Source organism: Halomonas sp. 3F2F (assembly GCF_014897805.1).
In the GTDB taxonomy this organism is placed as follows: domain Bacteria; phylum Pseudomonadota; class Gammaproteobacteria; order Pseudomonadales; family Halomonadaceae; genus Vreelandella.
This window is the reverse complement of record NZ_JABUZE010000011.1, coordinates 22,986-48,725: the sequence shown is the minus strand read 5'-3', so window position 1 is coordinate 48,725 and position 25,740 is coordinate 22,986. Positions and strand designations below refer to the sequence as shown.

The window sequence follows — 25,740 nt, the reverse complement described above, 5'->3', positions numbered from 1 at the left end:
GCAAAAGGTGCATTATAACGCAGTTGTCAAACGACTAAAGCCGCAGTTAGTGGCAGAACTAAAACAGAGGGTGAAAAAACACCCGGAGAAGGCTTATATAAGGGAAGTTACAAGCAAGACAACGCGTAGCGGATTTGTTCAAAATTAAAGCCGCGTGTGGCGAGAAAACGCTCGCGTTTAGCACGCTCTTTGGGAGTATCACCTGGCGAGGAAAAGCGCCGAGCCAAGGTATCGCGAGCTAGCTCAAACCAATCTACGGCCTCGCGCTCTTCTACTGTGGCAAAAGCCGTCGTTGACGTTTCTTGATCTACGCCCCGCAGGCGCAGTTCGCCCTTAATGCGAATAACCCCTTGCCCACGAAGAATCCGTGAACGTATAAAGCTTTCAGCAAAACGTTCATCGGACTGTAAGTTCTGCTCTTCTAAGCTATTCAGACAGACATCAATCTCATCAGGCTGAAATGATTTTTGCTGCAACTTGCGCGCTAGCTCAGCACGAGAGTACTCGCGCCGAGACAGCATTTGAATCGCTACTTCACGCGGCGTTAACTCACCGCTGGAAGAAAACATAGCGTTTACTCAACGGTTTAGAGAACAGCATCATAAAGAGGCTTACAGCAAATCATCATCGCTCTCAGCGGCAACATCTGCCTCAGGAGCTTCTTCTTTTTTTACATCCGGGGGAGCAAGCAGTTGCGCTCGGATTTGCGCTTCAATCTCTTCCATGGTTTCAGGGTGCTCTTCTAAATACTGAGCTGCATTGGCTTTGCCCTGACCAATCTTTTTGCCTTTATAGCTGTACCACGCGCCCGCCTTGTCTACCAAGCTGCACTGGACGCCCAGATCAATCACCTCGCCCGCATGGTAGATACCCTTACCGTAGAGAATTTGGAACTCAGCCTGGCGGAATGGCGGCGCCACTTTGTTTTTAACTACCTTCACACGGGTTTCGTTACCAGTAACTTCATCACCCGATTTTACGGAGCCTGTACGCCGAATATCCAGGCGTACGCTGGCGTAGAATTTAAGCGCATTACCGCCGGTCGTGGTTTCGGGCGAACCGAACATTACGCCGATCTTCATGCGGATCTGGTTGATAAACACCACTAAACAATTGGCGTTTTTGATATTACCGGTAATTTTACGCAATGCCTGAGACATTAAGCGTGCTTGAAGACCAACGTGGGAGTCGCCCATTTCGCCTTCGATTTCAGCACGCGGCGTTAATGCAGCCACGGAGTCGATCACGATCACATCTACCCCGCCGGACCGTACCAACATGTCGGTAATTTCCAGCGCTTGCTCACCGGTATCAGGCTGGGAAACCAGCAAGTCGTCTAGATTAACCCCGAGCTTTTCTGCATAGCTTGGGTCCAGAGCGTGCTCTGCATCGACGAACGCACATACTTTGCCCTGTTTTTGCGCCTGCGCAATGACTGACAGGGTCAGAGTCGTTTTACCTGATGACTCTGGGCCATAAATTTCACATACGCGCCCAAACGGCAACCCGCCGATACCAAGCGCAATATCAAGCCCCAATGAACCGGTGGAGACAGACGGCATTATTACGCGCGGTGCATCGCCAAGGCGCATAACGGTCCCCTTACCAAACTGGCGATCAATCTGGCTAAGTGCAGCATTTAGCGCTTTGGTGCGGTTGTCATCCTGAGCCATGCAGAAATTCCTCATTACAAACTGTATAATTAGCCAGTAGTATGCCAAAGATTAGCGGCTAAACAAATCCTCAGCACCATATTTAATGTTTATTTCTTTTCACTGCCGTTGGCCTGGGCCGTCAAGCGCGCAACTAGGCCTGCCAATGCTTCACGTACGGCTTGTTCGCGTACCGCCTGTCGGTCGCCGTGAAAGTGGAAACACGCTGCCTGTTGGCTTTCTGCACTGCCCCAGGAAAGCCATACGGTACCAACAGGCTTCTCTTGACTGCCACCATCAGGGCCCGCCACCCCACTGACGGCAACCGCTAAATCAGCCCCACTTGCTAAGCAAGCCCCCTTAACCATTGCATTAACTACTTGCTCGCTGACCGCGCCATGGGCTTCGATAAGCGTCTCGGGCACATCCAACATACGCGTTTTAGCAGCATTGGAGTAGGTTACGTAGCCTGCTGTAAAATACGCAGAGCTACCTGCCACAGAGGTAATTGCGCTGGCGATACCGCCGCCTGTACAGGACTCTGCTGTGGAAACTTCAACCCCAAGCTGCTGACACAGCCTTCCCAACCGCTGAGCGAGCAGTGATAGGTCAAGATTCTTCAGGCTTGAAACGCTAGGTGCCATGGTGACTCCTTCATGTGAGACCTCAGTTCAGCGTAGAATACCGTGTTTAACTTTCTCAAAGAAATTGCTCAAAGAAATTGCCCAAAGAAGTCGTTTAAAGTAACTGCCAAAGAACATGCCGCAAGCTGAGACTGCTTGCGCAACGCTCAACCAGGACGCCCATGTCACAGGCCAGCCCCGCTCATACGCCAATGATGGCGCAATATCTTAAGATCAAACGCGATCACCCAGAGGTACTTCTGTTTTACCGGATGGGGGATTTTTACGAGCTATTTTTCGATGATGCCAAGCGCGCCGCAATGCTGCTGGATATCACCCTTACCCAGCGCGGCCAATCAGGCGGTAAACCTATTCCTATGGCAGGCGTGCCCTACCATAGCGCTGAAGGCTATTTAGCCCGTTTGGTGTCAGCTGGTGAATCCGTCGCTATCTGCGAGCAAATCGGCGACCCTGCCACAAGCAAAGGCCCCGTTGATCGACAAGTAGTGCGCATTGTCACCCCTGGCACGCTTCACGATGAAGCCTTACTGGATGCTCGCCGAGATAACGTGCTGGTCGCTGTTGCGCCCGGCAAAGATGGCTGGGGCCTTGCATGGCTGGAGCTTTCTAGTGGGCGCTTCAATGTCTTGGAAGTAGAAAGTGAAGCCGAGATGCAGGCAGAGCTAACCCGCCTGTCGCCTGCCGAACTGTTAGTGCCCGAAAGCTTGACCTTGCCCGACGCATGGTCACAAAAGCGCAGCCTAAGACGCCAAGGGGAGTGGCTGTTTGACTTAGACAGCGCCACGCGCAGCCTGTGCGATCAATTTGAAGTCCAGGATTTACGCGGCTTTGGTTGTGCGCACTTAACCAGCGCACTCATCGCGGCGGGCGTACTAATCGATTATGCCCGAGACACCCAACGTTCACGACTGCCCCACGTAACGGCCATTAGCGTCGAAAACCGCGATGATGCCGTAGTGATTGACGCGGCCAGTCGGCGCAATCTGGAAATTGATATTAATCTCGGCGGCAACAGCGATAACACCCTGGCCAGCGTGTTAGACACCTGCACCACCGCGATGGGTTCGCGATTACTAAAGCGCTGGCTTAACCGCCCGCTGCGCCAGCGTAATGTCGTGGAAGGACGTCACGCTGGCGTGGCGTTGCTCTCTATTGAAGCAGCTTACCTACCGCTACGCGATACGTTGAGTGATGTAGGCGACGTCGAGCGCATCCTGGCCCGCGTCGCACTGTATAGCGCGCGCCCTCGGGATTTGGCGCGCCTGCGCGACGCCCTGGTAACGCTACCCGCACTTGAGCAATTGCTAAGCGAAATTGATAGTGGTAGCGCTATCGATGGTCTTAAACCTCACATTCGCCCCTACCCAGAAATAGCCGATACCTTAACTCGCGCGTTGGTTGAGAATCCTCCGGTAGTCATTCGCGATGGCGGCGTGATTGCGAACGGCTTTGACGCCGAGCTAGATGAGCACCGTGGCATGGCTGAGAATGCCGGTGAGTACTTAGTGCAGTTGGAGCTGCGCGAGCGCGAACGCACTGGCCTGGCCAATTTAAAAGTCGGCTATAACCGGGTTCATGGCTACTTTATTGAACTACCTCGCTCTCAGGCTCAGCAGGCGCCCGCCGACTACATCCGTCGTCAAACGCTAAAAAATGCTGAACGCTTTATTATTCCAGAACTTAAAGAGTTTGAAGATAAAGCACTCTCGGCCAAGTCCAGAGCCCTCACGCGTGAGAAGTGGCTCTACGAACGCCTGATGGGTGAGCTCAACGCGGCGCTTCACGCACTGCAAAACACCTCGCGGGCATTGGCTGAACTTGACGTACTCTGCGCCTTTGCCGAGCGTGCTGAGGCACTCAATTGGGTAAGGCCCCAGCTACGGGATGCCACTGGCCTTAGAATTACCGCTGGACGGCACCCCGTGGTCGAACATGTCAGCGATACACCGTTTGTGCCCAACGATGTCACGCTAACACCTGATCAGCACATGCTGATTATCACCGGCCCCAACATGGGCGGTAAATCAACCTATATGCGCCAGACCGCGCTCATCGCGCTGTTGGCGCATAGCGGCAGCTTCGTACCCGCCGATAGCGCTGAAATAGGCCCTGTAGATCGTATTTTTACCCGCATAGGCTCGTCAGATGATCTAGCGGGTGGTCGCTCTACATTTATGGTAGAAATGACCGAAACCGCTAATATTTTGCACAATGCTACCGAACATAGCTTGGTGTTAATGGATGAGATTGGCCGTGGTACCAGCACTTTTGACGGCCTTTCACTGGCCTGGGCAAGTGCTGAATACCTAGCCGAAGCAAAGGCACTCACCCTATTTGCCACGCACTATTTTGAAATGACCGCACTGCCGGAACAAGCCGAGGGTGTGGCAAATATTCACCTAACAGCCACCGAGCACGGCGACAGCATCGTGTTTATGCACCGTATCGAAGCGGGTCCTGCGAGTCAGAGCTATGGCTTACAGGTAGCCCAGTTGGCAGGTGTTCCCAACCATGTGATACGCAGAGCCCGTGAAAAACTAATGGCCCTCGAGCAGCGCGATGTGGATGAGTTGCAGCGCCCAAGCGGCGCTTCTACAGCACCGCAACAAAACGACTTGTTCGCCAGCGCACCGCACCCGGTGGTGGAAGCGTTAGGCAAGGCCGATGTAGACGATTTAACACCCCGCGAAGCGCTAGCGCTGCTATATCAGTGGCGAGAGCTACTGTAATGGTATGAAAGGAAAGCCATGAGCGCTTGCCGCCGCGTAAGGGCACCACTAGAATGTCGCCCATACTGTTTTATCTTATAAGAAACGGCCGATTTATAACCATTAACTATTGACCACGACCGGGAAGCTCCCGGTCCCGCAAGAGGGATAGCAAGATGACGTTTGTCGTTACCGAGAACTGCATCCAGTGCAAATACACCGACTGTGTTGAAGTCTGCCCGGTCGACTGCTTCTACGAAGGCCCCAACTTCCTGGTCATTCACCCAGACGAGTGTATTGACTGCGCCCTGTGTGAACCGGAGTGCCCCGCAGAAGCTATCTTCTCAGAAGATGAGCTACCGGATGGCCAAGAGCAGTTTATAGAAATTAATGCTGAATTAGCCGATGTATGGCCGAATATTGCCGAGAAAAAAGATCCGCTGCCCGATGCAGAAGAGTGGGATGGCAAAACAGGTAAGCTGGAGAAGCTCGAACGCTAATCTTAGAAGCCACGCATTTTCAGACCAGCGTTCGCGCTGGTTTTTTTGTGTGCCACGGGCTGGGCATACAAAAAAAGGCGGCCCGTAGGCCGCCCGCTCCAAGCACTTCCTCTGACCACTCCCTGTGTCAAACTCCTCAGATAACATCCTTGCCAGAACCCACATCACTGTGTCACCTAGCGTATCTGACCTGCATCCCGTTGCATCCTGCCTGAAGCATCCTTGCCTCCCCTGTCCTGAATGCATTGTGGCAGAAAGCCATCACAACTCAAGCAGACCAAAACGGCAACGGGCGAGCCACTGCGGCTCGCCCGTTATCAAAAACTCATAAAAATCAAAAACATAAACTAAAACAAAAAAGCAATTAAGCGATTAGCGCCGGCATTTGTAAGATATCTCTTACAAAATCTTGAGACATCTCTTACACGCCGACGCCCATTTGCGCTTACTGCCCTTTAATGGCTTTCAAGCCAGGGTAAGCCACATCGCCCAACTCCGCTTCGATGACGAGCAGGCGGTTATATTTCGCGACGCGGTCGGAACGACACAGAGAGCCCGTTTTAATTTGGCCTGCACAAGTGCCCACGGCCAAATCGGCAATCGTGGTATCTTCAGTTTCACCACTACGGTGTGAAATAACCGCGGTAAAACCAGCGTCCTGGGCCATTTTGATCGCATCCAGCGTTTCAGACAGCGAGCCAATCTGGTTGAATTTGATCAGAATCGAATTACCAATTTGCTCGTCGATACCACGCTTAAGAATCTTGGTATTGGTAACAAACAAATCGTCGCCAACCAGCTGTACTTTGTCGCCTAGCTTGTCAGTCAGTGCTTTCCAGCCCGCCCAGTCTGATTCATCCATACCATCTTCGATGGAAACGATCGGATAGTCCGCACAGAGGCCCGCCAGGTAATCGGCAAACCCTTCGGCATCGTAGCTTTTACCTTCGCCGGAAAGGTTGTACTGGCCATCTTTGTAGAACTCGGAAGACGCGCAGTCTAGCGCCAAGGTAACGTCTGTACCCAGTGCGTAACCGGCATCAGCAACAGCTTGCTTAATGATCGCCAGGGCATCTGCGTTAGATGCCAAGTTAGGAGCAAAGCCGCCTTCATCACCCACGGACGTAGAAAGACCTTTAGCAGACAGTACTTTTTTTAGCGCGTGGAAAATTTCCGCACCCATGCGTAGGCCTTCACGGAAGTTTGCCGCGCCTACTGGCTGTACCATGAATTCCTGGATATCAACGTTATTATCGGCGTGCTCACCACCGTTAAGAATGTTCATCATCGGTACCGGCATGCTGTACTGCCCCGGCTGGCCATAAAGCTCGGCAATGTGCGCATATAGCGGCACACCTTTAGCGTTGGCAGCGGCTTTAGCGGCAGCCAGCGACACCGCCAGAATGGCATTCGCGCCCAGATTCGCCTTATTTTCAGTGCCATCCAGGGCTAACATTGCGTCGTCCAGCCCACGCTGATCACGCGCATCCATTCCTAACAATGCAGCACTGATTTTGCCATTCACGGCCTCAACGGCTTTTAAAACGCCTTTGCCAAGGTAGCGTGTCTTGTCGCCATCGCGCAGCTCGAGCGCTTCGCGGGAGCCTGTAGAAGCACCGCTGGGCGCACATGCTTCACCTACGGCGCCACTTTCCAGGCGAACCATGGCCTGAACGGTCGGGTTGCCGCGGGAATCAAGCACTTCTAGTGCGCTGATTTCAACAATTTTGGTCATAACAGTGTCCTTTGGTTGTCAGTCTAATGGATGATTGTGGGTCCAATGTATACCATATTTGCCGTCGCGGTTAACGGATGGTCAAAGGCGTAAACCCCTTCACCAAGGCATCTAGCTGCGAAAGCTGAGTCAAAAATGGCTCTAATTGATCTAATGGCAGTGCGCAGGGTCCATCGCACTTAGCATTATCTGGGTCAGGGTGAGCTTCTAGGAAGATCCCCGCCAAACCAACGGCCACACCCGCACGAGCCAACTCTGCCACTTGGGCACGACGGCCATCGGCACTGTCCGCACGGCCACCTGGGCGCTGCAAGGCATGGGTGACATCGAAAAACACCGGGTAACCGGTCTGTTTCATATCGCCAACGCCCAGCATATCCACCACCAGGTTGTTATAGCCGAAGCTGGTACCACGCTCGCATAGCATCAGACGATCGTTACCGGCTTCCTGAAACTTGGTGAGGATATGGCGCATTTCGTGAGGTGCTAGAAACTGCGGTTTTTTGATATTAATCGCCGCGCCGGTGTTAGCCATCGCCACCACTAGATCGGTCTGGCGGGCAAGAAACGCCGGCAACTGAATTATGTCAGCGACTTCAGCCGCAGGCTCTGCCTGCCAAGGCTCATGAACGTCGGTAATGATGGGCACGCCATAGCGCGCTTTAATATCCGCTAGAATCTGCAAACCTTTTTCTAGCCCAGGTCCACGATAAGAGTGGATAGAACTACGGTTCGCTTTATCAAAGCTTGCCTTAAAGACATAAGGCATTCCGAGCTTTTGCGTCACATTAACGTAGGCCTGCGCCACTTCATCAGCAAGCGTCGCTGACTCCAGCACATTCATGCCGCCCAATAACATTAGCGGCAAAGAATTGCCGGCGGTTAGGCCGGCAACGTTAATATGACGCTCTGGAAAGGATGATTGAGAAGTCGAAGACATGTTATTCGCTCTCCCTCTTATTCCTGAGTCGTTGTATGAGCGCGCGTACGTGCCGTTTTGTGCTCTAAGGCAGCATTAACAAACCCAGAGAACAGCGGGTGTCCGTCACGTGGTGTCGAGGTAAACTCCGGATGGAACTGACACGCCACGTACCAAGGGTGGTCAGCCAGCTCGACGACTTCTACCAAGGACTGATCGACGCTCTTGCCAGAAATGACCAGGCCTGCCTGTTCTAACTCATCAATAAACTGGTTATTGACTTCAAAGCGATGGCGATGACGCTCGACAATCTCATCAGCACCGTAGGCTTCACGAGCTTTGCTACCAGATTTCAAGTGGCAGACCTGACCGCCTAGACGCATGGTGCCACCTAAGTCAGATGCAGCATCACGCAGCTCGATCTTACCTTCAGCGTTAATCCACTCGGTAATCAGGCCCACCACGGGGTGCTTGGTGTCGTGGGTAAACTCGGTAGAGTTAGCATCTTCCCAGCCAGCCACATTGCGGGCAAATTCGATGACCGCTACCTGCATGCCCAAACAAATACCCAGGTAGGGAATGTTGTTTTCACGCGCGAACTGAGCGGTAAGAATTTTGCCTTCCACACCGCGCTCGCCAAAGCCGCCAGGTACCAGGATGGCATCTTTGCCAGCTAGCCGCTCGGTACCGTGACGCTCGATATCTTCGGAGTCGATATAGTCGACATTGACCTTAATACGTCCTTGAATGCCCGCGTGAATAAGCGCTTCGTTGAGCGACTTATAGGCGTCCAGCAGTTCCATGTATTTACCGACCATGGCAATGCTCACCGACTTCAGCGGATTCAACTTGGAATCCAGCACCTTGACCCATTCGGAAAGGTCGGCAGGCTCTGCTTCCAGACGCAGCTTATCGCAAACAATGTCATCTAGGCCGTGCTCGTGCAGCATCAGCGGAATCCGATAAATAGTATCGGCATCCTGTAACGGTACAACGGCACGCTCTTCCACGTTAGTGAACAGGGCGATTTTACGGCGCTCGCTCTCTTCGAGCTCTACTTCGCTACGGCAAATCAAAATATCCGGCTGGATACCAATCGAACGTAGCTCTTTGACGCTGTGCTGAGTCGGCTTGGTCTTGGTCTCGCCTGCCGTCTTGATATACGGCACCAGCGTAAGGTGCATGTAAATCGCCCGACTAGCGCCAAGCTCACTACGAATCTGACGAATAGACTCTAAGAACGGCAGTGATTCGATATCACCCACCGTGCCACCGATTTCTACCAGCGCCACATCAAAGCCTTCACCGCCAGCATAGACGCGCTGTTTGATTTCATCGGTAATATGAGGGATGACCTGAACGGTACCGCCCAAGTAATCACCACGGCGCTCTTTGCGCAGTACATTTTCGTACACGCGCCCCGTCGTGAAGTTATTCCCTTGGGTCATTTTGGTGCGAATAAAACGCTCATAGTGCCCTAAGTCCAAGTCCGTCTCGGCGCCATCTTCGGTGACGAACACCTCGCCGTGCTGGAAAGGACTCATGGTGCCCGGGTCCACGTTGATGTAGGGGTCGAGCTTGAGCATGGTGACCTTAAGGCCGCGGGCCTCTAGAATCGCCGCCAGCGAGGCCGACGCGATGCCCTTGCCAAGAGAGGACACAACGCCGCCGGTCACGAAGATATATCGTGTCATGGAAAACCTGTCGAAACGTGATCAAAAGGCGTAACAGAAAGCCACACCAGGATGGGATGACAGAATAGCAGAGTACGCCTAAAGGCTCAATTTGAACTGCAGGTGGCAGAGGGGCGAAGACGCCCCTCACTATCAAAACTAAACCCCCAGGTAATCCAAAATCCCCTCAGCAGCCTGACGGCCTTCGTAAATCGCGGTGACCACCAGGTCAGAGCCACGCACCATATCGCCACCGGCAAAAATTTTCTCATTGCTGGTTTGGTAGGCGTACTGGCCATGCTCTGGCGCTTTTACGCGATCGCGCTCATCGACCTGGATGTTGGCGCTATCAAACCACGGTGCCGGGCTTGCCTGAAAACCGAAAGCTACCACTACTGCGTCGGCGGCAATAATTTCTTCAGACCCAGGCACGACTTCAGGGCGTCGACGGCCGTTTTCATCGGGCTCACCCAAACGGGTACGCACGACCTTCACCCCTTCGACCCGCTCTTCACCTACCACCGCAACCGGCTGGCGGTTGAACAGAAACTCAACGCCCTCTTCTCGCGCATTAGCAACTTCACGGCGGGAACCGGGCATGTTTTCTTCATCACGGCGGTAAGCGCAGATCACGCTGTCGGCATGCTGGCGAATAGAGGTCCGATTACAATCCATCGCCGTATCGCCACCGCCAAGCACCACCACACGTTTACCTTCCATCGAGATAAAATCGTTAGGATCTTTTTCAAAGCCTAAGCGACGATTAACGTTGGCGATCAGGAAATCGAGCGCTTTATACACGCCAGGTAAATCTTCGCCGGGGAAGCCACCTTCCATGTACTTGTAAGTGCCCATCCCCAGGAAAACAGCATCGTATTCCTGCAGCAGCGTATCGAATTCGATGTCGGTACCAATTTCGGTATTCAGACGAAACTCGACGCCCATCTCTTCAAAGACGGCGCGGCGACGCTCCATCACGTTCTTTTCCAGTTTAAATTCTGGAATACCGAAGGTAAGCAGACCACCAATCTCGGGATACTTATCAAATACGACGGGTTTAACGCCATTACGTGCCAAAATATCAGCGCAACCAAGACCCGCAGGCCCCGCGCCTACGATGGCGACCTTCTTATCGGTCCACTCCACCTTAGACATATCCGGACGCCAGCCCATCGCAAACGCGGTGTCGGTAATGTACTTCTCTACCGACCCAATGGTAACCGCACCAAAGCCATCGTTCAGCGTACAGTCGCCCTCACACAAACGATCTTGCGGGCACACGCGGCCACATACTTCCGGCAGCGAGTTGGTTTTGTGTGAAAGCTCGGCGGCTTCAATAATATTGCCTTCCACCACTAGCTGAAGCCAGTTGGGAATGTAGTTATGTACCGGGCACTTCCACTCGCAGTACGGATTGCCGCAGTGCAGGCAACGGTGCGCCTGGCTCGCCGCATCGGTGGGCTTAAAGGGCTCGTAAATTTCAGCGAACTCTTTTGAGCGTGTGTGCGCGGCTTTTTTCTGTGGGTCTTGACGACCCACATCAACAAACTGGAAATCGTTATTTAAACGGTTAGCCATGATTTCTCTCCTCGAAGCGTAGGCTCTGGCGGGTTATTCCGGCTGACGCCGAGATTGATTCAGCAAACTACCCAAACTTGCCGCTTTTGGCTTCACTAGCCAGAAGTGGCGCGCGTAGTCGCCGAAGTCTTCCAGAATCGCCGCGCCTCGAGCGGAGCCTGTCGCCGCAACGTAGGCTTCAATCATTTCACGCAAATGACGACGATACGCTTCCATCGCTTCGGTATTGACCCGGTGAATCTCGACCAGCTCGTGGTTGTACTTGTCCACAAAGGTACGGTCTTCATCTAAGACGTAAGCAAAACCACCGGTCATACCCGCGCCAAAGTTAACGCCCGTTTCACCCAATACGCAGACCAAGCCCCCAGTCATGTATTCACAACAGTGGTCACCTGCGCCTTCAATAACAGCAGTAGCCCCAGAGTTACGCACCGCAAAACGCTCACCCGCAGTACCTGCGGCAAACAGCGTGCCGCCCGTCGCACCATACAGACAGGTGTTACCGATAATGGCGGTTTTGTGGCTTTCAAACTGGCTAACCTTGGGCGGCACAATCACAATGCTGCCACCGTTCATGCCTTTGCCCACGTAGTCGTTGGCATCGCCTTCGAGATAGAGGTTTAAGCCACGGGCGTTCCACACCCCGAAGCTTTGACCAGCCACCCCGGTAAAGCGCGCAGTGACCGGGGCTGATTCCAAGCCGTCTTCACCGTAGCGTTTGGCAATCGCGCCAGAACTCAATGCACCTACGCTGCGGTCACAGTTAGTAATGGTGAAATCAAACTCTCCGCCAGACTGGCTCTCAATAGCCTCTTTCAACGCGTCTAGCACTTCCTGGTTTTTGGCGCCGGGATCGTGAGGCACATTACGACTCACCTTACAGAACTGCGGTGCATCTGCAGGCACAAAATCATTCGAAAGCAGCGGGGTTAGATCCAATTTACGCTGAGCGGCCGTATTGCCTTCCAACACTTCAAGCAGATCGGTGCGGCCAATCAGGTCCGTCAACTGGCACACCCCTAGCATCGCCATCAGTTCACGCACTTCTTCAGCAATAAAGCGGAAGTAGTTTTTGACCATATCGACAGTGCCGCGGAAGTGCTCGCCACGCAGGAAATCATCTTGCGTTGCTACGCCGGTGGCGCAGTTATTCAAGTGACAAATACGCAGGTACTTACAGCCCAGCGCCACCATCGGCGCCGTACCAAAGCCAAAGCTTTCAGCCCCCAGAATCGCCGCCTTAACGACATCCAGACCCGTTTTGAGACCACCATCGGTCTGCAGGCGAATCTTGTCGCGCAGGCCGTTAATACGCAGTGCTTGGTGCACTTCGGGTAACCCAAGCTCCCAAGGAGAGCCCGCATGTTTGATAGAGGTCAATGGGCTTGCCGCGGTACCACCGTCGTAACCAGAAACAGTGATCAGATCCGCGTAGGCCTTCGCCACACCAGTGGCAATAGTGCCAATGCCTGGCTCAGAGACCAACTTTACGGAAACCTGGGCATCTGGATTGACTTGCTTGAGGTCGAAAATCAGCTGCGCCAAGTCTTCAATCGAGTAGATATCGTGGTGTGGCGGCGGTGAAATCAGCGTCACACCAGGCACCGCGTAGCGCAACCGGGCAATCAACTGGTTCACTTTACCGCCCGGCAGCTGACCACCTTCACCGGGTTTGGCACCCTGAGCAACTTTGATCTGCAGTACTTCCGCATTGACCAAATAGGCCGGGGTAACGCCGAAGCGGCCAGAAGCAATCTGCTTGATTTTCGAACTACGGATAGTGCCGTAGCGGGCAGGGTCTTCACCACCCTCACCGGAGTTGGAGCGCCCGCCCGCCTCGTTCATCGCTTGGGCCAACGCCTCATGGGCTTCTGGAGAAAGCGCACCTAGCGACATACCGGCGCTATCAAAGCGCGGAATCAGCGCCTCAATCGGCTCAACATCCTCTAATGGAATGGGCGTTGCAGCAGGCTTTAGCTTAAGCAAGTCACGAATCGTGGCAACCGGACGCTCGTTGACCAACTGAGCAAATTTTTTCCACTTTGCGTAGCTGCCTTCTTGCACCGCCGCCTGAAGCGACTTCACGACATCGGGGTTGTAGGCGTGATATTCGTAGCCATGAACATACTTCAGCATACCGCCTTGAGAAATGCCTTTGCGGGCAATCCAGGCATCCTTCGCCAGCAGCTCTTGCTGCATTTGCAGCTCAGCAAAGCCAGCGCCCTGAATGCGGGATGCCATGCCGACAAAGCAGGTATCCATGATCTCATCGGACAGCCCCACCGCTTCGAACAGCATAGAGCCGCGGTAGGAAGCTAACGTTGAGATACCCATCTTCGAAAGAATTTTGAACAACCCTTTCTGCAGACCTTTGCGGTAATTCTCACGAGCATCGGCAGGGTTGCCTGTTAGCTCACCGGTGCGATGCATATCCGCCATCACTTGATAAGCAAGCCACGGGTACACAGCCGTTGCGCCCACGCCAAACAACACGGCCATTTGGTGGGCATCCCTTGCAAAGCCGGTTTCCACCACAATGTTGGCGTTCGGCCGCAGCGCCAAACGACCAAGATGAGAGTGAACGGCTCCCACCGCTAAAGCCGCCTGGATGGGCAACTGTCCTTTGGGAAGGTCAGCATCGGTCAACACCAGAATCACCTTGCCCGCTTTTACCTGCGCTTCAGCTTCCTGACAAAGCAAGGTGACTGCCCGCTGCAAACTGGTGTGCTCCGGGTCGTACCCGAGTGACAGCGTGTGGCTAGCAAAGGCAGGATCATCCTGGCTGACCAGCGCAGTAAATTTACGCGGTGACAGCACGGGTGTTGTCAAAATCAAACGGTGGGCATGCTCAGGCGTTGCCTTAAAGACGTTCAGCTCCGCACCACAGCAGGTCTCCAGTGACATAACAATCGCTTCACGCAGGGGGTCGATCGGCGGATTGGTCACCTGGGCAAACTTTTGACGGAAGAAATCAGTTAGCAGACGCGGACGGCTAGACAACACCGCCATGGGGGTATCATCACCCATCGAGCCAACCGCCTCCTGGCCACTTTCTGCCAGCGGGCGCAGCACCTGATCACGCTCTTCAAAGCTCACCTGGAACATTTTCTGCTGAACATTAAGTGCGTCAGTGTCCATTGTCTGGAAACGCGCAAGCTCAGTCAGCGCTGACTCTAGGTAATTGGCTTCCTGCTTGAGCCAGCGCTTATACGGATAAGCTGACTTCAGGCGGTTATCAATATCCTGGGTGTGCAGCACTTCGCCGGTCTGAGTGTCTACCGCCAGCATCTGGCCTGGGCCAACGCGCCCCTTAGCGACGACGTCCTCAGGGCGATAATCATAAGTGCCAATCTCAGACGCTAGCGTAATGTAGCCATTCTTGGTAATCACCCAGCGTGCGGGACGAAGGCCGTTGCGATCCAGCATACAAACAGCTTGGCGACCGTCGGTCATTACCACACCGGCCGGGCCATCCCAAGGCTCCATGTGCATGGAGTTGTATTCATAGAACGCACGTAACTCGGCGTCCATGGTTTCAACGTTTTGCCAAGCAGGCGGCACCATCATACGCACCGCACGATGCAGTTCCATACCGCCAGTTAGCAGCACTTCCAGCATGTTATCCATGCTTGAGGAGTCTGATCCAGTGGTATTAACAATTTCCTCAAGCTCAGCAATATCAGGCAAGCGCTCGTTAACAAAATTGGCTTTACGGGAGTTCGCCCAGCCGCGGTTGGCTTCAATCGTATTGATCTCGCCATTATGAGCCAGCAGGCGAAATGGCTGGGCCAGCGGCCAGCGCGGTGCAGTGTTAGTAGAGAAACGCTGGTGGAACACGCAAATGGCGGTTTCCAGACTTGGATCATTCAGGTCTTTGTAGAATGCCGGCAAATCTTCCGGCATGACCAAGCCTTTATAGGAAACAACTTCTGATGAGAGCGAAGCTACATAAAAGTCTTCATCGCTACGTAGCGCTTGCTCTGCATAACGGCGCGCCATAAACAGATCGACATCGAAGCGATCACTGCCTAAATCTCCACGACTAGCTGGCTGAACAAACAGCTGCTCAATTCGCGGCAGACAGTCCAGTGCCATCGGACCACATACGCTAGAGTCGGTGGGCACTTCGCGCCAGCCCAATACCTCTAAACCACGGCTGCTTAGTTCGCGCTCAAGGGTTTCTTTAGCATGAGCGGCACGTGCATCGTCATCTGGCAAAAAGATGACGCCTACAGCAAAGCGCTCGCCAAGCTCCGCATCAAGCGCTTGCTTCGCGGCAGCGCGCATGAATTGCACCGGCATTTTCAACAGCAAGCCGCAACCGTCGCCGGTTTTGCCGTCTGCCGCAATACCGCCGCGATGGGTCATGCAGGTAAGTGATTCAATAGCAGTTTTCAGCAAGTCGTGGCTGGCCTGCCCTTCCATATGGGCAATAAGGCCAAAGCCACAGTTATCGCGAAACTCGCCAGGCTGGTGAAGACCTCTATTCATGGGCGTGCCTCTAGTCAGCGTATTTATTTAGCAGTGTTTTCATGTTATCGTAACGGGTTTTTCTTATTTTTTACTTCTTACTGCCCATTAAAAACAGGGCATTTCCCGCTTCCACCGCTTCAAGAAAAGGTCGCTCAGCATAGCGATTTGCCTGCGTGTAGCGCAATCACCCAGAACCTGCCAATCCTTAAAAAACCTTGTCAAATCTTGCATTTGCATTCGCGCTTAATAAAAAAAACATATTAACTTCAACCACTTGCAAAGCAACTAAACGATGTTTAAACGATCATAACACGTAATTAGACTTTAGTATCAAACGGCTCAAAAAACCCATGCCGATAGCGCATAAGGCATACGGATTACATACAGAACGATCATCACTTAACGGCCAGACAACAAAAAACCCACGCGATGGTGGGTTTTCCGTGCAGCTTTGTTTGTAAAACTGTTTAGCAATACGGTCTATCAGTACTGTTTAAAAGTACCGTTTATCAGCACTGTTTATCCATAAGGGCTGTCGATTGTTTATCTATACGCTAATACGCCTCGGCATTTAGTCGCGCGGATAGTGATGAAGCAGCTCACGCAGCATATCAGGCGGCGTGGCGTCACTTACACAGGCGTCACCCAGTGCATTGAGCAGCACCAAACGTAGACGAGTATCAATATTCTTTTTATCTAGCTTCATGCGAGCTAAAAAGTCGTCAGTTGACATTCCGGCAGGCGCAGCTAGTGGTAGTCCAGCGCTTTCAACAACCGCCTTAGCACGCGCGAGTGCATTGCTATCTATCCAGCCAAGCTGATGCGAGAGCGTTGCTGCCATCGCCATGCCTGCACCCACGGCCTCACCGTGTAACCAGTTGCCATAACCTTGATGGGCTTCAATAGCATGACCGAACGTGTGGCCCAGGTTCAGCAACGCGCGAACGCCCTGCTCAGTTTCGTCATCCGCCACAATGTCGGCTTTAATCTGACAACTTTGAGCAATCGCTTCAGCAATCACTGCAGGCTCAACACTACGTAGCGCCTGCATATGCTCCTCTAACCAGCTTAGGAAGCGCTCATCACGGATTAACCCGTACTTGATCACTTCTGCCAAGCCTGCGGAAAGCTCCCGGCTAGGCAGTGTGGTCAAAGTGTCGATATCCACGATCACGGCTTTTGGTTGCCAAAACGCACCTATCATATTTTTACCCAGCGGGTGATTAACACCGGTCTTCCCACCCACCGAAGAGTCTACCTGGGATAATAACGTAGTAGGCACCTGAATAAAGGCAACGCCACGTTGATAAGCTGCCGCTGCGTAACCGACCATATCGCCAATCACACCGCCCCCTAAGGCAATCAGCGTACAGCGACGATTAAAGCCCGCCTCTAACAGCGCATCCCAAATCCGGCTTACCTGCTCGATGGTTTTATACTGCTCCCCGTCAGGCAGCACTACCGTGCGAATATCTAAATGACCAGGCAGACCGGCGCAAAGCGTTTCTAAATAAAGCGGTGCGATAGTCTCATTGGTGACGACCATCACCTGCTGACCCGCAAGATACGGCTCCAGCACATTGGCGCGCTTTAGCAGCCCGACGCCAATATGGATCGGGTAGCTACGCTCACCCAATGCGACGGTTAGCGTACGTTGGGCACTTGTCATTTCAGTCATTGTGATACCTTTTTACTTTGAGCCCGCGCAATTTCCAGAGGGTCCACCATGCGATGGACACGACGCAGAATTTCGTTGACTACCGCACGTGGGCTGCGCCGATCCGTGCGCACCGTAATATCCGATGTCGCTCGATACAGCGGATCTCGTGTGGCGAACATGTCGTTCAGCACCTGTTCGCGATTATCACACTGTAATAGCGGTCGATTTCGATCTTTAGCAGTGCGCTTCAGTTGCTGGTCAACGGTGGTCAGCAAATAAACCACGGCGCCTCGCTCACGCAGAGCACGTCGATTCTCTTCGCGCAGCACTGCGCCACCGCCGGTAGCCACTACCACACCAGATAACTGAGTGAGCTCGTCAATCATCTGACTTTCGCGCTGACGAAAGCCAGGCTCACCTTCAACGTCAAAAATCCAGGGGATATCCGCACCACAGCGGTCTTGTATGGCGTGATCGCTGTCAAAGAACGAGCGCGACAACTCAGACGCGAGTAAGCGGCCTATCGTGCTCTTGCCAGCCCCCATGGGGCCAATTAAAAAAATATTGGGTAACTCTTGCATCAGCGAACCGCCAAACCATCATCAAGTAGTCGTGGAGTAATAAAGACCAATAACTCTACCTTTTCATTGCTCTCTTCGGTATAGCGGAATAGCCGCCCAAGCCAAGGAATATCTCCTAGCAGCGGTGTTTTCGCTATTTGGCTCAACTGCTCTGTTGTCAAAATACCGCCTAACACTACCGTTTGCCCATTATCGACCAGCACTTGGGTCTCTATCTGGTTGGTATCAATCGGCGGTTCACCACCAAACTCACTTTCCCGGAAGCTATCGTTTTTAATCACCAAATTCATAATGATGCGGTTATCCGGAGTAATTTGTGGCGTTACCTCCAAGGAAAGCTCGGCCTCCTTGAACTCTGTATCTGGATTCCCTTCTGTATCTACGCTCTGAAAAGCACGCTCTTCGCCTTGACGAATAATAGCTGTTCGTTGGTTAGCTGTGATCACTCGGGGTTGAGAAATCGTCTGGCTTTTGCCCTCACTTTCCAACGCTCGCAGCTCAAGATCTAGCAGCACGTCCCCTGATAGATAACCAAAACTAAACCCCGTATTGGCAGCCGCCGCTGAACCTAGATCGACTGCGAGGCCACCCTGGGCACGGTTAATGTTGTTAGGGTTAAGGTTACGCCGAGAAAACGTACCATCATCGTTTTCTAAAAAGCCGCGAGTACTCGACACGCCCCAGTTAATCCCTAGCTCCCGAGACGCTGTATCTCGGGCAATGACAATTCTTGCCTCAATTTGCACCTGACGGACGGCGACATCCAAGCGATCTAAAGTGCCGATAATAGTGCGCACCTGCTCTGCAGTATCTTGCACCAGTAACGTGTTAGTACGCTGATCAATACTGACTCGCCCTCGGTCAGTTAACAGCCCAAAGCCGTCGCCACCACGTAACAGCTGGGCAAGGTCTTCGGCGCGGGCATATTTTATTTCAATAAACTCAGTGACTAACGGCGCAAGCGTTTGGCGTTGGTTGCGTGTCTCTATCTCTTGTCGTTCAAGAGCCGCTAGCTCGCTGGCAGGCGCCACTACGATCACATTACCCCGTTCCCGGCTTGCCAGCCCTTGGCTTTGTAAAATCAGCGCTAGCGCTTGATCCCAGGGAACATCGTTCAAGTTAAGCGTAATGCGTCCGGCAACGCTATCACTGGCCACTAGGTTTAGGCCAGTAAACTCTGCCAGAGTAGCCAGCACTGCACGCACTTCAATATCTTGAAAGTTCAGGCTTAACCGCTCTCCGGTGAAAGATATTCCCGGCTGTTCTCGCTGCTGTGTAGCTTGACTCACCGGCTGCACTTCAATCGTCAACGTACGCCCGCTTTGCGATGAAGCCATCGCGATGGGGCCGTTCGTTTGTAGCTCCAGCCGCACATCACGCTGCCCAAGATGAGGGGTAATACGGGTAACCGGCGTCGCAAAATCAGTGACATCGTAAACTTGGTTAAGCGCATCAGGCAGCACCACATTACGCAGCTCCGCTATAATGCTGCCCTCACTACCTTCACGCACGTTAGCGACCACGCCAGCACGATTAAATGTCACCACGGCACGCCCTGCACCATCACCTCCACGCCGGAAATCAATATTTTCAACACGCACCCCCTGGATGGACGGGGAAGGCTGGATAGCGTTAGTCGCTTGGGGTGCCGACATAGACACAGAACTACCTGATGCTAGTGTGACCCTTAACTGTTCACCGACTACTCGAGCGGTGTAATCAAGGGATTCATTCGAATCAACCACGAGACGCGTCCGACCACTGCCCTCTAACACCGTCACTTGTTCAACAACACCACTACTGACGCCGATACGGCGCTGGGCAAGTGCACTTTGCGTATCCGCCAGATCCAGCGCTAGACGAGGAGGTGCATCTAATCGATAGCCACTTAGCTGGGCAACCCCGCCACTGAACTGCAGCACTAGCTCTACATCACCGCTATGGGTTTGGCGCACATCGACATTAGTAAGCACTGATGCCACGCAGACCGATGGCACTACCGCAATTAATAACAGCAACGTTCGATAACATATAGCAGCCATAAGCGATATCCATATCTGATAGCGAGTGAAGAAGCTATTCCTCAAGGGTGAGCGTTATCTGGCGTTGTTGCCACCCTTGCTGAGGGCTAAAAACACGTTCAACAATAGTGATTCCTTGTGGTTCAATCTGGTTAATAAGGCCATGGTTGGTGCCTAAATAATCACCTTCTCGAACACTAACAACCTCCCCCTCGGGAGGCTCAATCAATGCAACTTGCTGCTCCCCCATACGTAGCGTACCCACTAAGCGCAACGTCTGGAGTTGAAAACGCTCTAAAGGCTCTTGAGCGCGCTGCTGTTCGGGGGCAAACTCGCTCACTGCCTGCTCCACTTGCAATACGTTTTCGCGCACATCCTCCGGTGCTAAGAAGGGGCTGCGCGCATCACTAAAGCGATAATCAACCGACTGATACGTTGGCAATGCCTCCACTACCTCGGACGCTTTCCCATCAGCAGTACGGCGTATTTCTGCAAGGGTTTGATCTAGCTGCCCCAGCTGAGGGTCACTGCAGCCAGCTAAGCCAGCAATACACAGCAGGCCTACCAAACGCTTCATGGTGCAGCCTTTTCGCTGTAAGTGCGTGCAAGCAGCGACATGCGTAGCGTGTCACCATTCTGATCAACAGGCGCTAGTGTTAAATCGTGCTGGGTAATAATTCGCGCCAAATCGCTAATATCCGAAACAAACTGCGCCAATGCATTGTAATCACCGCGTACCTGTATATCTAAGGGGTGCTCTATATAGTGCGTGTTACTCACCGTAGGTCGCAAACGGATAGTTTCAATGGTTAGTCGATTTTCGATAGCGGCATCACTGATGCTATCTAATAAAGAAGGAATTTCTGCACTGGTCGGCAACATCGCCTGCATCTGCACCATTTGATCTTCAAGAACAGTCAACTGACTGCGAATATCCGGCAGAAAAGCGGCTTCAGACGCCTTGCGTCGATACTCGGCCAGCAGGCGCTCCTCTTGACGCTGCTCTGCTGCGAGCGAATCGCGAGCCTCCCCCACCAGCCACCCGTTGATAGCTAATAGAGCAACTAAAAAAACAAGTACCGCTATCACGGCTTTAAGCAGCCAGGGCCACTCACCTGCTTCTTTGATATCCAACGATTGCCATTCAACGTTTCGCAGGCGCTGCCAGTCATTTTTTATGCGTTCACGGATGGGCGTCATGGTGCCGCCTCCATGGAAACGACTTCTTCAGGAGACAGTTGCCTTACTTCAAACTGGAAAACACGCCGACCGCCATCTTGGCCACTAGCAACCTCGGAAAACAGCGGTACGCCTAACCCTGGTATAGCTGCAATTTGGCGTAGTTGCTCAGAGACCTGACGTTCATTACTGGCAACCGCTGAAAGACTGATTTGCTGTCCGCTACGTGACAGACGCTGATAGACAACCCTATCTGCGACGCTAGCAGCAATATCGTTAAACAGCCTCACTGTACTCATGCGTTCGTTATTAAGCGTGTGGAACAGCGCCAGTTGCTCTTCCAACCGCCCGATATCGCTCTGATAGCGTTGTACATCAGCGATTTCATTGTCTAACTGCTCAATACGAGTAGAGATATGGGCATTGCGCTGCTGCTGGGCAGCTAACTGCTGTTGGTATACGTGCAATACCACAACGCCACACGCCACGCCCAGCAGCAACATAAACAACATAACACCGTAAAATTGCCGCGTCCGTCTCTCTCGCCACCCCTCACGCCAGGGTAAAAGATTAATATTAATGCTCATTGGCTAACTCGCATCGCTAACCCACCCGCCGTTAGCATCGCTGGGGCAGCGTTTCTTAACGCTTCTTCACTGAGTCGTTTGTTAATGCGTAAACGCTGCAATGGGTTGGCGATACTCACCGACATACCGCTATCATCAGCAATACGCTCAGCGAGGCCTGGAATGACACTAGAACCACCCGCGAGTACAGTATGTTGCACCTCATGCTGACGACCCGCGGTGTAATAAAGCTGCAGCGAGCGTCTCCCCTGCTGTATCACCGTTTCTATAAAAGGCGTGAGCACTTTCTCTTGGTAGTCGCTAGGTAGACCACCACGCTTTTTAGCAACGCCCGCCTCTTCTATGCTCATGTTGTAATACTCGCGGATGGCATCTGTTAGCTGGCGTCCGCCAAACGCTGTATCACGGCTATAAACGATATGCCCACCCCGTACGACATGGAAGGCGCTCATATTGGCTCCGATGTCGAATAGCCCCACACAAGCAGTTGAGTCGTTTGCCACGTTTGACTGCTTACGTAGCTCGGCCAATGCGCGCTCTAAAGCGAACGTCTCTACATCGACAGCGGCAGGCTCCAGCCCCGCACGCTCTAGCGTTTCGGTAAGCAGAGTCACGTCTTGCTGACGACACGCTACTAATACAACTTCTTGCTGGCTCTCATCGAAAGGAGCAGGACCTAGACACTGAAAATCAAACGCCACCTCACTGAACGGAAAGGGAATATAGCGGTCAGATTCGGCGGTTATTCGCTCTTCGATCTCCTCTTCGCTTAACGAAGCAGGAAAAGTAAGCGTTTTAGTAATGGCAGCGCTCGCTGGGACGGCCACTGCTGCTTTACGAGTAAAGGGCTTTGCATGCTCGACAGTACGCCGAAGCACGCTCGCCACTTCATTAATGTCGCGGATGCGGCGCTCAACAACTGCACCTTCTCGCAGCGGTTGAACAGCGTAGCTGTCTACTTGGTAGTTATCGTTAGACTGTTTGAGCTCTAACAGCTTGACAGTCGCCGATGTAATATCGACTCCAATCAACCCTTTACCGGGCTTGAGTAAACGCATCCTGGGTTCGGCCCCGCCTGCCTATCGTGCGAATTTTGAGGTTACATGATTTTTAGTGAAGTCACACGCGAATGGCATTACGGCATATCAACACTGGTGACTGCTGCCTCGCCTTCCTATAATGGCAGCCAATTGCGTGATACGGTCGTTTAGTTACCGTGTCTATTCTCCTTTTCACGGGTGCACTCTGTTCATGACGTTTTTTCGAACCCTCATCCTGTCACTTTTTTCGCTAATCGTTGCGCTCATTGGCGCCACCGTGTTGGCAGTGGTGGGCGCCGCTATCTATTTTTCCCCTGGCCTGCCTGATGTGCGCCAGCTGCAAGATTTCGAGCTACATACACCGCTTCGCATCTTCACCAATGATGGCAAACTCATTGGTGAATTTGGCGAAGAGCGCCGTATGCCCGTCGACTTCGCTGATATCCCACAGGATATGATCAACGCACTGATCGCAGCGGAAGATGCCAGTTACTTTGATCATGCAGGCGTTGATCCTCGTGGTATCGCCAGGGCGGCGGTTGAACTGATCCAGAGTGGCGGCTCCATTCAGTCTGGCGGCTCGACCATTACCATGCAGGTTGCGCGTAACTATATGTTGACGCTTGACCAGACATTCACGCGGAAAATTCGCGAGATTCTGCTTGCCCTACAAATGGAGCAGATTCTTGATAAAGATGAAATCTTCGAGCTCTACGTCAACAAGATATTTCTCGGTCATCGCGCCTATGGCATCGCAGCCGCATCAGAAACTTATTATGACAAGCCATTGGCTGAATTAACGCTGGCTCAAACGGCAATGATCGCGGGACTGCCTAAAGCACCCTCAGCCTTTAACCCACTGGCTAATTCAGAACGCTCGCTTATTCGCCGCAACTGGATTCTGTTCCGCATGCGCGAGCTAGGACATATTGATAATGATGCTTATCTAGCGGCTGTGCAGGAGCCGGTGACAGCCCGCCGGCACTACACCCAAACCGAAGTAGACGCGGCTTATGTTTCAGAAATGGCTCGCCAATATGCTATCGAACGATTTGGAGATAAGGCGTATACCGGTGGCTACCGAATTTACACCACGATTGATAGCGAAATGCAGCCCTATGCTCACCAAGCATTAGCAAATGGCCTGCTGGCTTACGACCTTCGCCATGGCTGGCGAGGCTCAGAACAGCAAGATATCGCAGCCAGCTTGGTAGAAGCTCAAGAGCAAACCGCTACTCAAGGGCTTGAAGAGGAACTTTCAGAATCACCGGAAATTCGTCAAACCGCTCGCCAAGCAGCTGAGCGTAGCCAAACACAAGTTGAGGGTGTCGATGGTGACGTCAGCAACTGGCTGCAGGTATTAGAGCGCACGCCCAACTATGGCCTGCTTCAGCCTGCGATTGTGGTTGAGAGCAGTGGCCGTGAAATGCAGGTACTTACTCGCGGTGGCGAACTGCAAACGATTGCCTGGAGCGGCCTAAACTGGGCACGCCCCTATTTGAGCCCACGCAGTCGTGGTGCCGAACCAAGTAGCGCAGATCAAATTGCTGTTCGCGGCGACTTAGTCCGCGTGATTGAAAACGAAGATGGATCGCTACGCTTGTCGCAGCGCCCCGACGCCGAAGGTTCCTTGGTTGCACAAGATCCACGCACTGGCGCTATTTTAGCCTTACAAGGCGGGTTTGATTTTAATGCCAGTAAGTTCAACCGTGCCATCCAGGCCCAGCGTCAATCCGGCTCCATCTTTAAACCGTTCATCTATCTTGCTGCCCTAGAAGATGGCGGTATGAACGCAGCAAGCGTGGTCAATGATTCCCCCGTCGTACTAGATGACGGTAGTAATTCATTATGGCGCCCAGTCAATTCAAGCCGTGATTTCCTAGGCCCGATGCGCTTGCGAACAGCGCTTGCTCGTTCGCGTAACTTGGTCACCATCCGTGTGCTTCAAGCTACGGGATTGGACCATACTATTCGCTACCTAGAAGGATTTGGCTTCTCCCCCGACCGCCTACCACGCGGGCTGTCACTCGCCTTGGGCAGCGCCAGTTTAACGCCCCTGGAAATGACCAACGCGTATTCCGTTCTTGCCAACGGTGGTTTTCAGGTCGCGCCATGGTTTATTGAACGCGTCACGCGTAACGATGATGAGGAACTTGTGGATGAAGCAACGCCTCAGGTTGCCTGCCCTAGCTGCGCTGAGGGGCAGGAAACAGTTGAAATCGACGGCAAGGAGTACCCAGTAGCTGCTCGGGTCGCTGACCCTGCTGCTGTCTATATTCTGCGCGACATGCTGCGTGACGTCATTACGTCTGGCACCGGTCGTGGTGCTCTTAGCCTGAACCGCGACGATATCGTCGGCAAAACGGGTACCACCAATAACCAGCGTGATGCCTGGTTCGCAGGCTTTAACAGCGACTTAGTGACCACAGTATGGGTAGGAAAAGATAGCAATGAGTCCACCGCTGAATATGGCTCTAACGCAGCACTACCTATCTGGGTTGACTTTATGGGCGATGCACTAGAAGGCACCCCATCAGCGATCCCCGAACGCCCGGATACTGTTGTTAGCGCACGGGTAGACCCCTCCACCGGATACCGCTTGGCGGATGGTCAGTCAGGGGGCATTTCTGAGCTCTTCCACCGTGACCATCTTCCCGGCTACCAGCAACGTCGCATTAGTCGTGAACTGGAAGAAGCTAGTGGCTCGCAGGGGTCTGGTACCGCAGAGTCCATTTTCTAAGCCGTACCTGCACAAAGCAAAAGCCCGGAGACCATAAGGTCTCCGGGCTT

General features: G+C 53.0%; 18 protein-coding genes. 3 read left to right on the top strand and 15 right to left on the bottom strand.

What is annotated here, in order from left to right; genetic code table 11:
* Window positions 1-107 precede the first annotated feature (107 nt).
* From INT21_RS01000 to INT21_RS00990, 3 genes are all read right to left on the bottom strand, one after another.
* On the bottom strand, window positions 108-569 hold the full coding sequence (locus INT21_RS01000) for a regulatory protein RecX (RefSeq protein ID WP_193061510.1): 462 nt from the start codon (window positions 567-569) through the stop codon (window positions 108-110).
* Window positions 570-611: 42 nt separating this feature from the next.
* Entirely contained in the window at window positions 612-1,673 is a 1,062-nt protein-coding gene (gene recA, locus INT21_RS00995) for a recombinase RecA (protein WP_193061511.1), read from the bottom strand.
* Between the two features lie 89 nt (window positions 1,674-1,762).
* Complete coding sequence (locus tag INT21_RS00990) at window positions 1,763-2,296, bottom strand: CinA family protein (protein ID WP_193061512.1); 534 nt, start codon at window positions 2,294-2,296, stop codon at window positions 1,763-1,765.
* Window positions 2,297-2,457: 161 nt separating this feature from the next.
* On the opposite strand from INT21_RS00990, the gene mutS reads away from it, so the two are divergent.
* Together mutS and fdxA are read left to right on the top strand one after the other, a co-directional pair.
* Complete coding sequence (gene mutS / locus INT21_RS00985) at window positions 2,458-5,025, top strand: DNA mismatch repair protein MutS (protein ID WP_193061513.1); 2,568 nt, start codon at window positions 2,458-2,460, stop codon at window positions 5,023-5,025.
* Window positions 5,026-5,180: 155 nt separating this feature from the next.
* The gene (gene fdxA, locus INT21_RS00980; RefSeq protein ID WP_009722190.1) at window positions 5,181-5,504 is read left to right on the top strand and encodes a ferredoxin FdxA; all 324 of its coding nucleotides are present in this window, start codon (window positions 5,181-5,183) and stop codon (window positions 5,502-5,504) included.
* 445 nt (window positions 5,505-5,949) lie between these two features.
* Here the strand turns inward: fdxA and eno are convergent, their stop codons facing one another.
* From eno to pilM, 12 genes are all read right to left on the bottom strand, one after another.
* A complete protein-coding gene (gene eno / locus INT21_RS00975) occupies window positions 5,950-7,239 on the bottom strand; it encodes a phosphopyruvate hydratase (protein ID WP_193061514.1) in 1,290 nt (429 codons plus the stop codon).
* A gap of 70 nt (window positions 7,240-7,309) precedes the next feature.
* Window positions 7,310-8,179, bottom strand: coding sequence for a 3-deoxy-8-phosphooctulonate synthase (gene kdsA, locus INT21_RS00970; protein ID WP_038481648.1), 870 nt, complete (start codon window positions 8,177-8,179; stop codon window positions 7,310-7,312).
* A gap of 17 nt (window positions 8,180-8,196) precedes the next feature.
* Complete coding sequence (locus INT21_RS00965) at window positions 8,197-9,852, bottom strand: CTP synthase (RefSeq protein WP_089039078.1); 1,656 nt, start codon at window positions 9,850-9,852, stop codon at window positions 8,197-8,199.
* A gap of 138 nt (window positions 9,853-9,990) precedes the next feature.
* Entirely contained in the window at window positions 9,991-11,409 is a 1,419-nt protein-coding gene (locus tag INT21_RS00960) for an FAD-dependent oxidoreductase (RefSeq protein WP_193068642.1), read from the bottom strand.
* A gap of 33 nt (window positions 11,410-11,442) precedes the next feature.
* On the bottom strand, window positions 11,443-15,900 hold the full coding sequence (gltB, locus tag INT21_RS00955) for a glutamate synthase large subunit (RefSeq protein ID WP_193068641.1): 4,458 nt from the start codon (window positions 15,898-15,900) through the stop codon (window positions 11,443-11,445).
* A gap of 553 nt (window positions 15,901-16,453) precedes the next feature.
* Window positions 16,454-17,560, bottom strand: coding sequence for a 3-dehydroquinate synthase (gene aroB, locus INT21_RS00950; protein ID WP_193084748.1), 1,107 nt, complete (start codon window positions 17,558-17,560; stop codon window positions 16,454-16,456).
* The gene (aroK, locus tag INT21_RS00945; RefSeq protein WP_193084747.1) at window positions 17,557-18,123 is read right to left on the bottom strand and encodes a shikimate kinase AroK; all 567 of its coding nucleotides are present in this window, start codon (window positions 18,121-18,123) and stop codon (window positions 17,557-17,559) included. The genes aroB and aroK overlap by 4 nt, the downstream gene beginning before the upstream one ends.
* Window positions 18,123-20,165 carry a type IV pilus secretin PilQ gene (gene pilQ / locus INT21_RS00940; RefSeq protein WP_193084746.1) on the bottom strand — a complete coding sequence of 681 codons (2,043 nt, stop codon included), beginning with the start codon at window positions 20,163-20,165 and terminating at the stop codon, window positions 18,123-18,125. The genes aroK and pilQ overlap by 1 nt, the downstream gene beginning before the upstream one ends.
* Window positions 20,166-20,199: 34 nt before the next feature.
* A complete protein-coding gene (locus tag INT21_RS00935) occupies window positions 20,200-20,721 on the bottom strand; it encodes a pilus assembly protein PilP (protein ID WP_193084745.1) in 522 nt (173 codons plus the stop codon).
* On the bottom strand, window positions 20,718-21,344 hold the full coding sequence (locus INT21_RS00930; protein WP_193084744.1) for a type 4a pilus biogenesis protein PilO: 627 nt from the start codon (window positions 21,342-21,344) through the stop codon (window positions 20,718-20,720). Before INT21_RS00930 ends, INT21_RS00935 begins: the two co-directional genes overlap by 4 nt.
* On the bottom strand, window positions 21,341-21,910 hold the full coding sequence (locus INT21_RS00925; RefSeq protein ID WP_193084743.1) for a PilN domain-containing protein: 570 nt from the start codon (window positions 21,908-21,910) through the stop codon (window positions 21,341-21,343). The genes INT21_RS00930 and INT21_RS00925 overlap by 4 nt, the downstream gene beginning before the upstream one ends.
* On the bottom strand, window positions 21,907-22,968 hold the full coding sequence (pilM, locus tag INT21_RS00920) for a type IV pilus assembly protein PilM (protein WP_193061523.1): 1,062 nt from the start codon (window positions 22,966-22,968) through the stop codon (window positions 21,907-21,909). The genes INT21_RS00925 and pilM overlap by 4 nt, the downstream gene beginning before the upstream one ends.
* 193 nt (window positions 22,969-23,161) lie before the next feature.
* Here pilM and INT21_RS00915 point away from each other — a divergent pair, with 193 nt between their 5' ends.
* On the top strand, window positions 23,162-25,690 hold the full coding sequence (locus INT21_RS00915; RefSeq protein WP_193061524.1) for a penicillin-binding protein 1A: 2,529 nt from the start codon (window positions 23,162-23,164) through the stop codon (window positions 25,688-25,690).
* The last annotated feature ends 50 nt before the right edge of the window (window positions 25,691-25,740 follow it).

Bases quoted from the DNA above. Each gene is read 5' to 3' on its own strand.
- INT21_RS01000 (WP_193061510.1), bottom strand. From the start codon at position 569: ATGTTTTCTTCCAGCGGTGAGTTAACGCCGCGTGAAGTAGCGATTCAA.
- recA (WP_193061511.1), bottom strand. From the start codon at position 1,673: ATGGCTCAGGATGACAACCGCACCAAAGCGCTAAATGCTGCACTTAGC.
- INT21_RS00990 (WP_193061512.1), bottom strand. From the start codon at position 2,296: ATGGCACCTAGCGTTTCAAGCCTGAAGAATCTTGACCTATCACTGCTC.
- mutS (WP_193061513.1), top strand. From the start codon at position 2,458: ATGTCACAGGCCAGCCCCGCTCATACGCCAATGATGGCGCAATATCTT.
- fdxA (WP_009722190.1), top strand. From the start codon at position 5,181: ATGACGTTTGTCGTTACCGAGAACTGCATCCAGTGCAAATACACCGAC.
- eno (WP_193061514.1), bottom strand. From the start codon at position 7,239: ATGACCAAAATTGTTGAAATCAGCGCACTAGAAGTGCTTGATTCCCGC.
- kdsA (WP_038481648.1), bottom strand. From the start codon at position 8,179: ATGTCTTCGACTTCTCAATCATCCTTTCCAGAGCGTCATATTAACGTT.
- INT21_RS00965 (WP_089039078.1), bottom strand. From the start codon at position 9,852: ATGACACGATATATCTTCGTGACCGGCGGCGTTGTGTCCTCTCTTGGC.
- INT21_RS00960 (WP_193068642.1), bottom strand. From the start codon at position 11,409: ATGGCTAACCGTTTAAATAACGATTTCCAGTTTGTTGATGTGGGTCGT.
- gltB (WP_193068641.1), bottom strand. From the start codon at position 15,900: ATGAATAGAGGTCTTCACCAGCCTGGCGAGTTTCGCGATAACTGTGGC.
- aroB (WP_193084748.1), bottom strand. From the start codon at position 17,560: ATGACTGAAATGACAAGTGCCCAACGTACGCTAACCGTCGCATTGGGT.
- aroK (WP_193084747.1), bottom strand. From the start codon at position 18,123: ATGCAAGAGTTACCCAATATTTTTTTAATTGGCCCCATGGGGGCTGGC.
- pilQ (WP_193084746.1), bottom strand. From the start codon at position 20,165: ATGGCTGCTATATGTTATCGAACGTTGCTGTTATTAATTGCGGTAGTG.
- INT21_RS00935 (WP_193084745.1), bottom strand. From the start codon at position 20,721: ATGAAGCGTTTGGTAGGCCTGCTGTGTATTGCTGGCTTAGCTGGCTGC.
- INT21_RS00930 (WP_193084744.1), bottom strand. From the start codon at position 21,344: ATGACGCCCATCCGTGAACGCATAAAAAATGACTGGCAGCGCCTGCGA.
- INT21_RS00925 (WP_193084743.1), bottom strand. From the start codon at position 21,910: ATGAGCATTAATATTAATCTTTTACCCTGGCGTGAGGGGTGGCGAGAG.
- pilM (WP_193061523.1), bottom strand. From the start codon at position 22,968: ATGCGTTTACTCAAGCCCGGTAAAGGGTTGATTGGAGTCGATATTACA.
- INT21_RS00915 (WP_193061524.1), top strand. From the start codon at position 23,162: ATGACGTTTTTTCGAACCCTCATCCTGTCACTTTTTTCGCTAATCGTT.